Here is a 13107-nt window from a genome sequence, read left to right as displayed (position 1 = left end):
TCCTCTAGTTTCATAGAAACAAAGTTCCATATTCTTATATGTATCATCATTTTTATTATATTTTAAAAGTCATATGTATCATATAGTATAGGATTATTCTTATACAAGAGGTGAGCACATTGATCAGCAGCAAATTACCCAAAATGTTTTATGGAGGCGATTACAATCCTGAACAATGGGATCATGAGACCCACCTGGAAGACCTCCGTATGTTTAAACTGGCAGGCATTGATATGGCCACGATTAACGTTTTTTCCTGGGCACTGATTCAGCCTGACGAGGTGACGTATCATTTTGAATATCTGGATCAATTGATTGATCGTTTGTATGAAAACGGAGTTTATATCTGCCTTGCCACAAGTACCGCCGCGCACCCAGCATGGATGGCCAAAAAATACCCCGATGTCCTGCGCGTGGATGCGGACGGACACAAACGGAAATTTGGCGGCCGGCATAACTCCTGCCCGAACAGTCCGACCTACCGCAAGTATTCCGAAATCATCGCAGACAAACTCGCCGAGCGATACAAAGATCATCCCGCAGTCCTGGTCTGGCATATTTCCAATGAATATGGCGGCGATTGTTATTGTGATAACTGTGAGAAAGCATTCCGTGTATATCTCAAGAAACGTTATAAAACCATTGAACAGGTCAACAAAGCATGGAACACCAGCTTCTGGGGTCATACGTTCTATGACTGGGACGAGATTGTGCTTCCAAGCAATCTGAGCGAACACTGGGGTCACAACAGTTCTTCTTTCCAAGGCATTTCACTGGACTACTCCCGTTTTAACTCGGACAGTATGCTGGAATGTTATCTTCTGGAGTACCATGCCGTTAAAAAGCATATTCCCGATTCCGTCGTTACAACGAATTTAATGGGATTTTTCAAACAGATCGACTATTTCAAATGGGCTAAATATATGGATATCGTGTCCTGGGACAGCTATCCCGGTCTTGCGACACCAATCAGCTATACCGCCATGGCTCATGATCTCATGCGTGGTCTCAAAGACGGTCAGCCATTTATGCTAATGGAGCAGACACCCAGTCAGCAGAACTGGCAACCTTATAACTCACTGAAACGCCCTGGTGTCATGCGTCTATGGAGTTATCAGTCTGTCGCACACGGCGCGGATACCGTGATGTTCTTCCAGCTTCGCCGTTCCATCGGTGCATGCGAGAAATACCATGGAGCCGTCATTGAACATGCGGGACACGAAAATACAAGAGTGTTCAGGGAGGTCGCACAGCTTGGCAAGGAACTGCAGATCCTCGGTGAGGCCACACTTGATGCCAGAGTTCAGTCCAAGGTAGCGATTGTATTCGATTGGGATAACTGGTGGGCGATTGAAAAATCAAGCGGGCCTAGCGTAGCTCTGAAATACGTCGAGCAAATTCACAAATACTACGCGGCATTTTTCCACCGCAACATTCAAGTGGACATTGTAAGTGTAGACAGCGATATCAGCTCATACGATCTGCTTCTTGCGCCCGTACTTTATATGGTCAAACCAGGCTTTGCTGCAAAACTGGAGCAGTTCGTTGCGGCCGGCGGCACCTTCCTGACCACCTTCTTTAGCGGAATTGTTAACGAGCATGATCTCGTGACCACTGGCGGTTACCCGGGTGAGCTTCGAAACCTGCTGGGCATCTGGGTCGAAGAGATTGATGCTCTCCTACCCGAACAGAAGAATAGCATCGTTCTGAAGGAAACATGGGGCGCACTTGAAGGCGTATACGAATGCGGTATGTTGTGCGACCTCCTTCACAGTGAAGGTGCAGAAGTGATTGCCGAGTACGGTGAAGACTTCTATCAAGGCATGCCTGCACTTACACGTAATACGTTTGGTCAAGGGCAAGCCTGGTATGTCGCCTCTGATCCGGAAAACATTTTCCTCGAAGGTTTACTCGCAGAGCTTGCGGCCGAAAAAAATATTAAGCCTTTGCTCGAAACCCCGCAAGGTGTAGAAGTAAGTGCACGTACTAAAGACGGGTTAACTTATCTTTTTGTCATGAACCACAATGCTTCCCCGCAGTCATATGATCTCGGTGATTCAACCGTCCGTGAGTTGTTAACAGGCAAGGAATACACCGGACAGATTAGTATTGAAGCCCGCGGAGTACACATTTTTGAACAAACAACGTAGCGGTATCATTCATATTGTTGCACCGCTATGCGTGCATAAGAATTCGAAACGAAATAAAAAACAATCCGGCAGTTTATGACAACTCGCCGGATTGTTGTCTTGTTTTATTTTGCAACACGTAGATGAGGTTTAGAGAATAACTCCGTCTTTGAAGATCGCGATCTCCCGGAAACCATGCTGTTCGCTAAGGGTCTGAGCACGTCCTGAGGCAATATCAATAATTTGACTGAATAATTGCTCTTTGACTTGTTCCATCGTCTGCCCTTCAAGTAGCTGACCGGCATTAAAATCAATCCAGTGCTTTTTACGGTTCGCCAGATCCGATTGCGTTGCAATTTTGACCGTAGGTACCGGACCGCCAAACGGTGTGCCGCGTCCTGTCGTAAACAGCACGATATGCGCTCCTGCCGCAGATAAAGCTGTCACGGAAACGAGATCATTGCCGGGTGCCTCTACAATGTTTAGACCCGTTTTGGTCACCCGTTTACCGTAGCGCAACACATCGACAACCGAAGAGCGTCCTCCCTTTTGCGTACATCCGAGTGATTTTTCTTCGAGTGTTGTTATACCGCCTGCTTTGTTACCCGGCGAAGGATTTTCATAGATATTTTGACCATGATTCACGAAATATTGCTTGAAACCATTCACAAGGTCTACCAGATCGTTGAATACATGTTCATCTGCGGCACGGTTCATCAGAATGGTTTCCGCACCAAACATCTCCGGAACCTCAGTCAGAATCGCTGTTCCACCCGCGGCAACGAGCAGATCTGCCACAGCGCCTACGAGCGGATTCGCTGTAATGCCGGATAAGCCGTCTGAGCCTCCGCATTTCAATCCAATTTTCAGTTTGCTCAGTGGCAGAGGCTGACGTTTCTCTTGCTCAGCGATCTCAACCAGCTCTTCCATCAAACGCAATCCTTCTTCCAATTCGTCTTCGGTCTCCTGCGCTTTGAGGAAACGCACCTTCTCCCGATATTCCGGAGCGATGCACTCACGGAACTGATCCACCTGGTTATTTTCACAACCTAATCCAATGACCAGTACACCACCAGCGTTTGGATGCTCGACCAGTGAGGCCAGCAACTGTTGAGTATATTTCAGGTCGTCCCCCAGCTGTGAACAGCCGAAAGGATGCGGAAAATGAAACACACCGTCCACCCGACTCCCAAATTGGGACTGCCCCATCCGTGCAAGAGCTTCACACACCTTGTTAATGCATCCAACGGTATTGACGATCCAGATTTCATTGCGAATTCCCGCTTCCCCATTCGGACGCAAATAGCCATCGAACGTTCGCAAATGTTCCGGAGGCATGTCTATCGTCATCGGTTGTCCTGGCTGATATTCATATTCAAGTAACCCATGCAGACCTGTCTTCAAGTTATGGCTGTGTATCCAGCTCCCCTGTGCAATGGCTTCCTGGGCGATGCCGATAGAAAAACCATATTTCATTACATCTGCTCCCTGTGCAAGATCATGCACAGCGATTTTGTGCCCTTTGGGTACATCATCTAGCAGTGTGAACGAGTGACCATCCGGCAGATCGATACGCTCTCCCTTCACATAATCGCGAAGTGCTATGATGACATCGTCCTGAGGCTGGATCGCAATCCAGTCGTTGATTGTGCTTGTTGTACTCATTTTACTTCACCTTCCAGTTTACTGATTTCATGTACGAGTGCTGCCCGCAGTCCTTCTTTTGCATCCAGATTCTCTCCCCAGATCGCTTCATTGGAGAGTACCATAGCAACTCTTTTCTCCAGTTCAGCCGTTCCACTGGTCAAGTGATCGTAACCTTCCCAATGAGTAGCCAAAGCTGCCAGTACATCAGGGTCATCTCTGAGTGGAATCGTTTCTCCGCTCAAAAGCTGCGCTTTGTAGCCCTCCTGCGTCTGCAATGGGCGATATAAATAGAGGAATCCGGCAAAACCTTGAATTAACCGCTCAGGCCAGCTTCCCTGACTCTGTTCATAGGCGAGCAGGGTAGGCAGTACACGTACTTTGAATTTACCAGCCGTATTCAGTGCAATATCCTGCAACTTGTGATCAATGTATGGATTTAAGAAACGTTCAAAGACTTCTTCCGCATATTGCTCCAATCCCAGCTCAGGCATATCCATAGCAGGCACAATCTCTTCAAGCACCGCTTGCCTGATCCAGGAACTAAACTGCGGATCTTCCATGGTTTCTCTTACATGTTGTTTACCGCGAAGCAAGCCCAGAGAAGACATCAGGGTGTGTGAGCCGTTCAGGATGCGCACTTTCCGAAGCTGATATGGTTTCAAATCTTTAACCCAATGCACATTGAGCCCTGCTTGTTTCAATGGAAGGCGCTTGTCCAGCGACTCCTCGCCTTGAATCGCCCAGAAATGATAAGGCTCTGCCGTATTAATCAGTTGATCCTCGTAACCCCAGCGTTCCGTAAGTGCATCTGCCTCTTCCTGAGTTGGCGCACCCGTCACAATACGATCTACCAGATTGTTCAAGAACAGATTATGGTTTTCGATCCAAGAGCGGAAGCTGCCTGAGAATCCGAAATCTTCACTATGACGGAGCACGCATTCTCGCAGAACATCACCATTGCCCTCCAGCAATTCACATGGCAGGTGAATGAGTCCTCTCGATGGATCTCCAGCAAAACGTACATATCTTTGATGCAAGAAAACCGTCAATTTACCAGGAAAAGATTGAACTGGTTCTCCTGGGATATAGTCTGATTGGATATATTTCAAGCCGGATTCTGTCGTATTCGAGATTACAAATTCCAGAGATGGCAACTCCGCAAGTTCCAGAAACGTCTGCCATTCCTCGTATGGGTTAATAAATTGGGAGAAGACAGAGACCATTTCCGTACGTTCCACACGTTTCCCTTCAGAGAGACCACGCGTAATCATTGTATATAATCCATCCTGATCACGAATCTGCTCCAGCTTGGCCTTGCCCCCAGGTCGAGGCTGTGTCACGGCTACAGAGCCGTGAAACTTGCCTTGCCGAGCACTCTCATGAAGCATCCAGTCTGCGAATCCACGTAAAAAATTACCTTCCCCGATCTGCAAAACTTTGACGGGACGTTCAATCATTTCTTTGCATTTGCGCTGACTATCATTGCCGAGCAGATGCATCTTCAATCTTGGCCGCTTTGTGCTTGCAGACATGGACACTCACCTCACCGATTATTTGCGAACTCAGAATGCGAACAGCAAATGCTGGCATCCTTTTATTGTAAACGCTTTAAATTCATTGTATCATCAATAAAAGGAAATTAAATTGCTTATATTGCGTTAAATATACTGTTTTTTGATCAGAATTGACATCTTATCTGAGACATTTGTCTCCAAAGGAGTCCCAATGGAACATTCACCAGTTCGCACCACCATTCAGACCGAATCGGGCATACCGTTCCGCCTTGTCTATAGTGATACGAAATCTCCACAAAATGAATTACCGGATCATCTGCACGACTGGCATGAAATTATCTATGTCTATAGGGGACAGGGAAGTATTTTTATCGATACAGGTCTCGAAGATATGCAGGAGGGAGATTTATTTCTTATTCCAGGCAGTACCGTGCACCGTGCGTTGCCTGATGCAGGTAATCCGGTTACCTCTTCGGCACTGTTCTTCAGTCCGGGGTTACTGGCTTCAACCGCCGGAGGCATGTCCTCCTCCTTGCTGCACCCATTTGAACGCTGTCGCAAACGACGAGTATACAAAAGACATCTGAACCATGCCGAGCGGGCACAAGTGTCTGCCTTCATCGATGATATTCATGCCGAGTTCCGTTCCGATCATCATCTGAGTTCTCACGCTGCACTGCTCCGACTGCAGCTCTTGCTTATTTTCCTTGAACGTCTGGATTCAGCTACCGGTCCTGCCCATGCTACAACTTCACTACCTACTCCGTCATGGCTGTCCTCCATTCTGTCTGACATTGATCTTAAACTGCGCAAACGACTGACTTTACCTGAACTTGCACAACAAGCTGCCGTGTCTCCTGCCCATCTTAGCCGGGCATTCAAGCGCTACACCGGAATGACGCTAACGGATTATGTACTCGCTCGTAGAGTTATTATGGCGAAGGAGCATCTTCTGAATGGGGACGAAACGATGGCTGCTGTCGCAGACGCTTGCGGATTTGATAGTTTGCCTCATTTCTACAGACAGTTCAAGAAACTGACGGGCACGACACCGGCTGCATATCGCAGAACGATGGTACAACATCGCTAGGATGTAAAACGGAGATATGCACACACATATTATTCCAAGAGAGGATATGGTATGATATTCAAGGTTTGCGCAACACGATTATATTGTTACTGGAGTTGAACCTGTGATTATTAAATTTCTTATTTTTGGCCTGCTCTGGCAGATCGTTGGCAATCCGTTCATCGCCATTCTGATTCTGCTCGTTATCCTGTATTTTCTGGATCGTCGTTTTGTCGGCGTATTTCCAAGCTTCACCAAACCCCTTAAACGGCTGCGTAACATTTCCAGGTTGAAACAACAGCTAGCGCTGAACCCTAACGAAGTATCTTCCAAGCTGGAACTGGCCCGATTGCTCATTGAACGCAAACGTTACCGTGAGGCACATGCCTTTTTGCTTGAACTGGAACGTCCTTACGAACAGTCTGCTGAGTACTGGGAAGCTTTGGGCACAACTGAACTGTATCTCGGCAAAATCTCGGAAGGCGAACGTCATATCTTGCATGCCCTTGAGATTAACCCCAGAGTCAAGTACGGACAGCCTTATCTGAATCTGGCTACAGCCTTCAAGGATACGGATCGCGACAAAGCACTTCATTATGTGCAGCAGTTTCAGGAAATCCATTCTTCCTCCAGTGAAGCCTTTTATCTGCTTGGCTCGGTATACCGTTCGCTAGGGCGCCATGAAGATGCCAAACAAGCATATGATCAATCCCTGAATGTGTATCGTTCCTTGCCCAAATATAAAAAACGTCAGGAACGGCGCTGGGCTCTCCGCAGTTGGTTCCGCAAACGTGCTTTGTAGATTGAACTACCTTCGTATGTCAGCAAGCATCCTATAAAAGAAGATAAGTGTGCTGGTTCTGCTCGTTTATCCATAGCAGAACCGGCACACTTATTTATTTTCCACGCATGTTATTTCGTCAACAATCGACGTAACTGAACCTCGTGCCGCCCCATCCAGTCCATCCGCTGTTTGAGTTTTACAATTTGCTCTGCGGCCACCTCCGGTTTATCCGTCCCTTCCAGCATCCGGCTGATAAAATGCATAACCACGTCCAGGCTTCGTAGCAAAATCAGCTGCGGGATTGCCTTCAGTTCGTCAGCAGTGAGTTCAACCTCTTCTCGAAAGCCCTGTACCAGATTGGCCTGTGCCTGCCACATCCATTCTTCGCTCTTGTCCATGGTCAGCATGTCAGACATCGGAACCGCCAGTTCCATGACTCGCAGATCCCAGGTGGCAAACTCAAAATCAAGAATCGCACTCATATTGCCTTCCAGATCTACCAGCACATTGGATGCATTCACATCACCATGCACGATTTGATGCGGAAGCTGCTCCATCCCACGCAATGCTGTGAACAAACCTGGCAGTTCATCCTGCAACTGTCTTAGCTCCTCGGCACAAGCCTCCAGCGTTTCCGGCGGCGAAGCGCACATTTCCAGTAAACGTTCTGGTGTACACAGCGGATATGCCTCGTCGATCCGGTAATATGGCGGATATACCGGCTCAAGTTCCAATTCAAGCTTGCCAAGAGCTGTTGAGAGATGTCCTGCCGCCCGCCCCAAAGAAAGCAATTGATCCGGGGACTCCCATACCGGATTGACGCCTTCCAAATAACGAAACAGAGTCACGACTTTGAATGTTCCCGTGATATGATCCCGTACAATTTGGAAAGTCCGTCTATCCTCCTTATTAGAATGGTTACTTTCCTTCGATTCTTGATCCGCGGTCTCGCGGCTGCTACTAGATAATGAAATGACCGGTGTCGGCGAATGAAATTTAAAATCTGTATTGGACAGTGCGATAAGCACGCCATGTTCAAAAGCTATTTTCGCTTGATCATTATGTGTTTCGTATTGTCTCATAACATAATCTGCATCACGGGTGTGAAGCACAAAAGTAGAATTATTCATACCTCCATTGCTGCGCTTACCTTGCCAATCCGATCTGAAGCCGTATAAAGCTAACACTTCAGAGATGAGTTGCTTTTCCGTTGGAAGCAGAGAATTTTGCTGTTTGTTAGACACCGATTTGAACTCCTCTGTTAGGATGATTTGAATGAACTCTTTCATCATATCGGAAGTTGTAAGGCGGGTCTAGTTTTCTTCAGGCTTCAAGAAAAAGGAACATAGCCCGTTCGATTCAACTGCTCCGCGATAATCCGATATCCCCTTGCGTTTGGATGGACTCTGTCCCAGAACAGCAGCTCTCGCTCCCGTCCTTCAAACTTGTCGTACACCTGAGCACATGCGTAGTTGCCTGAACCTGCACCATTCAGATAAGAATTGTATTGTCGTACCCAGTACGCCGCTTCGGTGGATTGCGGATACGGGTTGTACAATCCAATGGAACGAACAAAGTACTTCTGATCCCCTTTTAACTGCCGAATTTGTCTCATAACCTGAGATACATGATGACGTGTTTCACCAAGCACCTGTGTCATCTTCCCGGCATTGGGAATACCTCCGCTAGCTTTAAATGTACGGATCAGATCGTTACCACCGATGGATACCGTAATCATATCTGCTTCACGTATCGCTTGACGCACCCGAGGATGTCCGTTAATCATCTGCTTCAGTTCTCCCGATGTTAGTCCGTTCACACCCAAATTATCCATAGAGACAAATGTACGTAGGTTCATTTCCGCCATACGGCGATAGATTGGAACAAATCCGGTTCCGAGCAAAGCTCCTGTACCTACCGTCAAGGAATCCCCTATAGCCACATAACGATGTACCATCCCGCCGCCCCTTTCTCTGCTGATCTCCCTGATCATTGATGAACTCCCTATATCCTATGAAGATCGATTCGGCAAAGCGCGGGATAGTGTCCTTAGGCAAACACCAATCTTTGTGTCCATGATAAGTATTATAAAAAAAGAAAGCCCCGCCGCATCATGCGGCAGAGGCTCCCTTCCATTTTTAAATATTAAATCCCAACGATGATTACATGCCTGATCATTACATACCAATCGTATGATTTGATTCGGAGGATTCCGACTGTTCCTTGTTGCGGAACGGCCACCAATTCGCCTTCCCGAACATTTTCACCATTACAGGTACGAAGAATGGCAGGAATAACAGGGAATACAGTACCAGACCACCAAGCACAACGGTAGCGATTTGCATCATCGAGAGCACCCCGGACGGATACATCGCCGCAAACGTTCCACTTAGAATGACCGCAGCGGACAAGATGACGGTTCCCATGTTTTTCATCGCGTATAACATTGCATCCTGTACTCTCATTCCTTTGTTTTCGTTAAATCGATCCATAAGGAAGATGCTGTAATCTACGCCAAGCGCAATCAACATAACGAATCCGAAGAATGGCGTAACCCAGCTGATTCCGGCATAACCCATGATATTCACAAAGACCACTTCCGTAAGTGCCATCGCTGTGAAGTACGCAAGTAGTAGCGAAATAATGAGATAAATCGGCATGATCACGGAACGGAGCAGGATTACCAAAATAATAAATGTTCCGGCAAGCATCAGCATAACGGTACGTGTGTAGTCTTTGTTCGAAATCGACTGCAGATCGGCAAACGTACTGGTTACACCGCCTACGGCAACGTCGGCTTTTTCAAGCGCACTGCCCTGAACTGCACGATGTACTGCCGCTTCGATATCTGGCACACGGTTAATGGCTTCTGTACCATACGGATTCTCTGCAAAAATTACATCCAGCGTCATCGTCTTGCGATCCTTGGACAGATACGTATCAAATACCTTTTTGAAGTCCTTGTTATTCAAGGCTTCTTCAGGAACGTACCAGCCTGCGAGATCGGAATCCGGTGAATTTTGCAGTTGTGTCAGGTAATCCTGAGCGGAATCGAGACCGCCCGACACCTTCTTTATTCCATCAACACTTTGATTCAAACCATCAGTCAATTGTGTTAATTGACCACTGAGATCCGAGAAGCCCTTCTGGATCTTCTCCTGTCCTCCCTGAAGTTGACCCAGACCGTTCTGGATGGAAGGAATCTCCTTGATCACTTTACCTTGACCATCAGCAGCCTGTTTCAATCCGGTTTCCAGTTGACCTATACCTGCTACAATCTGACCCAGACCATCAGCCAAAGCCTTCTGTCCGGATGCTGCGGAAGCAAAACCTTCATTGGCCTGATTGATTCCAGCCGCCGCTGCACTCAGATTCGTCTGAATTTGGGAAAGTCCCTGCGCAAGCTGCGCAGTGCCTGAACCGGTTTGACCAATCGTGCCTTTGATACGTTGATAGTCAGCATCTTGCTGCAGCTCAGGGAAACGCTCTTCCAGAGCAGAGAAAGATGCCGTAAGACTCGTCAAAGCTGTTGAAACACCTGTCAGTTGCTCTTCCAGTTCCTTCGTTCCATCGCCCAGCGCAGCAACCCCTGCTCCTGCCTGACGGTAGGCCTGCAACAACTGATCATTCGCTTTGGCAAGCTGATCTGCACTCGTTTTGGCTTGTTGAAGTCCGGCTTTGAGATCCCCTGCACCAGATGATCCGTCCCGAATCCCTTTTTCAATACGCTTCAATCCATCGCTGAGCTGTGTAATTCCGGATTGCAGCTGGCTTGTTCCCTTGGTAAGCTGACCTGCGCCGTTTGCTGCCTCTTTAAGCTGTGGTTCATTTTTGCTCAATTCATTACTGGCTTTGCTAAGACCATCGCTGATTTTATCGAGACCTGTCTTGCCCTCGCCCAGACCATCCGATAGTGTACCTACCTGTTTGGTTACTTCAAAATCTTTGATCTCATCCCCTGTTGGACGTGTCATACTGCGAACACCCGCAACACCGGGAACTTTTTCTACTTCGCGGCTGATCTTCTCTGCCACAGCCATATATTTGGCGTTATCCATCGTTTCGTCATTCTGAATGACGATCTGACCCGGCAGGGATTCTCCTGGCCCGAAGCTATCTGAAATAATATTAAAAGCTTTGACGGAATCGTATTTATCACCAATCTCATCCAGACTGTTGAATGATAATTTCCCGTCATATGTTGACAAAAGAGGCACAGTAACTGCCGCAACGATCAACAGAGCTGCCCACGGACGTTTAAGTGAGAATTTGCCTGCTGCACCGTAGATTTTGCTCTCGGCATGTTCCAGCGACCCTTTGGATGGCCAGAATAACTTTCTGCCCAGCACAGCCATAAAGAACGGCACAATCGTTACAAGTGCCAGCATCATTACGGCGATCCCTACGGCTACGGCTACCGCAGAACGGTACAACATAAACTGTGCGAAACCGATGGCCACGAATCCAACCAGCACTGCCAGAGCAGAGAAAAATACTGTCTTACCTGCGGTGCGATATGTAGCTATAATGGCATCCCATGTGTTCTCATGGTGTGCAAGCTCTTCCTTGAACCGGCTGATCAGTAGAATGCAGTAATCTGTACCGATCCCGAACATGACCGCAACCATAAAGATTTGTGTGAACGTCGAAAGTGGGAAGTTAACCCCATCAACCAGGAACGCAACAATCTGTTGGGATACGATGTAACTGATTCCCACCGTCAGCAGCGGTACAAATGGAGCTACGAACGAGCGGAACACGAGGAACAGAATAAGCAAAATAAAGACAACCGTAATATATTCCGACTTCTTGAGTCCTTCCTGAGAACTCTCAATCGTATCTTCATCAATTAAACCTTTACCTGTAATATAATGCTCAACATTTACTGATTCCAGCGCACCATTCAGGTCATTCCGCATTTCCTTTACCGTGCGGTCACCCATCTCAATGGAGAGTGAAGTCAGAATGGTTTTACCGTCCTTCGAGATCATTTTGTCTGACAGTTCCGGCTGTGAGAATGGTTCCAGAACAGACAAAATACCAAGTTTTTGCTTATCGGCCTCAAGCAGTTTAACCGCCTTTTCTGCCTCTTGTTTACCTGTTGTGCCAAGACCATCTGGATTATAGAACACCAGTGCAATAGAAGTTCCTTTTTGTTCTCCATTTTGGGCTGCGGCTTCATCCAAAATCGCCGCCGCTTTTGTGGAAGAGTACCCCTCCGGCACGGAAAACTGCCCTTTTTCACGAATCAATTCGCTCATGTTTGGCGCGGTAAACATCAATACAGCTGCGGCGACAATCCACAGCCCCATGATCCACCAGCGCCCTTTTAATATCGCTCTCATTGCTTCTCCAGCCCTTCTTCTTGTGTTAGCAGCGCTGCCAGCTTCTCAAAAGATTCAATAAAGTTCTGGACCGCTTCTGGTGTGAAATGTTTCAAGTAAGGTTCAAGAACCTTCTGAATTTCCAATTCAGTCTCCTTGTAAATCTGAAGACCATCCTCGGTCAGGGTAAGATAGATGACGCGACGGTCACGTTCATCCCCTGTACGATGCACCAGATTCCGATCAGCTAGCTTGTTGACCAAAGCCGTAATGCTGCTCTTGCCCACACATAAGAGCTCTGCAAGATCCGAGGGAGTGCAGGCAGGCTTCTCATGTATAAGACGCAGTGCGCAAAATTGGTCCGTCGTGACCGTTTGCCCTACCTTTTCCCGTATCTGGGTATCAAACCGCTTGTTAACAAGGAAAGAGGCATCCAGATAACGATTCACTAAACTTTTGGCATCTGGAATGTTCATATATTTTTCTCCTTTCAAAACTAGTTCACATAACGAACTATTCATCACAAAAACTATTCTATAATGAAACTATATCGCGAAGCAATACTTTTTTCCTACACTTTAAACAAAAAAACAGGACATCCGGCTCAGCACTTTTGCCAAGCCAAATATCCTATCGGATT

Annotated in this window: 9 protein-coding genes; 3 read left to right on the top strand and 6 right to left on the bottom strand. The window is 47.3% G+C overall.

Features of this window, described 5'->3' with window-relative positions; all coding sequences use genetic code 11:
* The first annotated feature begins 119 nt into the window (after nt 1–119).
* Nucleotides 120–2150, top strand: a complete 2031-nt coding sequence (locus FS818_RS03360) for a beta-galactosidase (RefSeq protein ID WP_145329664.1) — start codon at nt 120–122, stop codon at nt 2148–2150.
* A gap of 129 nt (nt 2151–2279) precedes the next feature.
* Here the strand turns inward: FS818_RS03360 and FS818_RS03355 are convergent, their stop codons facing one another.
* Both FS818_RS03355 and FS818_RS03350 read right to left on the bottom strand, forming a co-directional pair.
* Nucleotides 2280–3794, bottom strand: a complete 1515-nt coding sequence (locus FS818_RS03355; protein ID WP_186375400.1) for a UxaA family hydrolase — start codon at nt 3792–3794, stop codon at nt 2280–2282.
* Nucleotides 3791–5308 carry a tagaturonate reductase gene (locus tag FS818_RS03350; protein ID WP_145329661.1) on the bottom strand — a complete coding sequence of 506 codons (1518 nt, stop codon included), beginning with the start codon at nt 5306–5308 and terminating at the stop codon, nt 3791–3793. Before FS818_RS03350 ends, FS818_RS03355 begins: the two co-directional genes overlap by 4 nt.
* A 193-nt stretch (nt 5309–5501) precedes the next feature.
* On the opposite strand from FS818_RS03350, the gene FS818_RS03345 reads away from it, so the two are divergent.
* Nucleotides 5502–6380, top strand: a complete 879-nt coding sequence (locus FS818_RS03345; RefSeq protein WP_145329659.1) for an AraC family transcriptional regulator — start codon at nt 5502–5504, stop codon at nt 6378–6380.
* Between the two features lie 103 nt (nt 6381–6483).
* Nucleotides 6484–7161 (top strand): tetratricopeptide repeat protein, encoded by a 678-nt coding sequence (locus FS818_RS03340; RefSeq protein WP_186375399.1) that lies wholly within the window; start codon nt 6484–6486, stop codon nt 7159–7161.
* A 110-nt stretch (nt 7162–7271) separates the two neighbouring features.
* Here the strand turns inward: FS818_RS03340 and FS818_RS03335 are convergent, their stop codons facing one another.
* The 4 genes from FS818_RS03335 to FS818_RS03320 form a co-directional block, all read right to left on the bottom strand.
* Complete coding sequence (locus FS818_RS03335; protein ID WP_186375398.1) at nt 7272–8387, bottom strand: phosphotransferase enzyme family protein; 1116 nt, start codon at nt 8385–8387, stop codon at nt 7272–7274.
* 86 nt (nt 8388–8473) lie between these two features.
* Nucleotides 8474–9136, bottom strand: coding sequence for a GDSL-type esterase/lipase family protein (locus tag FS818_RS03330; protein ID WP_260989776.1), 663 nt, complete (start codon nt 9134–9136; stop codon nt 8474–8476).
* Between the two features lie 184 nt (nt 9137–9320).
* On the bottom strand, nt 9321–12488 hold the full coding sequence (locus FS818_RS03325) for an MMPL family transporter (protein WP_145329653.1): 3168 nt from the start codon (nt 12486–12488) through the stop codon (nt 9321–9323).
* Nucleotides 12485–12943: a MarR family winged helix-turn-helix transcriptional regulator gene (locus tag FS818_RS03320; protein WP_145329650.1), complete on the bottom strand. Its 459-nt coding sequence runs from the start codon at nt 12941–12943 to the stop codon at nt 12485–12487. The genes FS818_RS03325 and FS818_RS03320 overlap by 4 nt, the downstream gene beginning before the upstream one ends.
* Nucleotides 12944–13107: the final 164 nt, after the last annotated feature.

The sequence above is a fragment of the Paenibacillus xylanexedens genome (assembly GCF_007680605.1).
GTDB classification, from domain to species: domain Bacteria; phylum Bacillota; class Bacilli; order Paenibacillales; family Paenibacillaceae; genus Paenibacillus; species Paenibacillus xylanexedens_B.
This window is presented reverse-complemented; position numbering and strand designations above follow the sequence as displayed.

What these genes read in the sequence shown, in the direction of transcription:
- FS818_RS03355 (WP_186375400.1), bottom strand. Translation starts at nt 3,794, where the DNA reads ATGAGTACAACAAGCACAATCAACGACTGGATTGCGATCCAGCCTCAG.
- FS818_RS03350 (WP_145329661.1), bottom strand. Translation starts at nt 5,308, where the DNA reads ATGTCTGCAAGCACAAAGCGGCCAAGATTGAAGATGCATCTGCTCGGC.
- FS818_RS03345 (WP_145329659.1), top strand. Translation starts at nt 5,502, where the DNA reads ATGGAACATTCACCAGTTCGCACCACCATTCAGACCGAATCGGGCATA.
- FS818_RS03330 (WP_260989776.1), bottom strand. Translation starts at nt 9,136, where the DNA reads ATGATCAGGGAGATCAGCAGAGAAAGGGGCGGCGGGATGGTACATCGT.
- FS818_RS03325 (WP_145329653.1), bottom strand. Translation starts at nt 12,488, where the DNA reads ATGAGAGCGATATTAAAAGGGCGCTGGTGGATCATGGGGCTGTGGATT.
- FS818_RS03320 (WP_145329650.1), bottom strand. Translation starts at nt 12,943, where the DNA reads ATGAACATTCCAGATGCCAAAAGTTTAGTGAATCGTTATCTGGATGCC.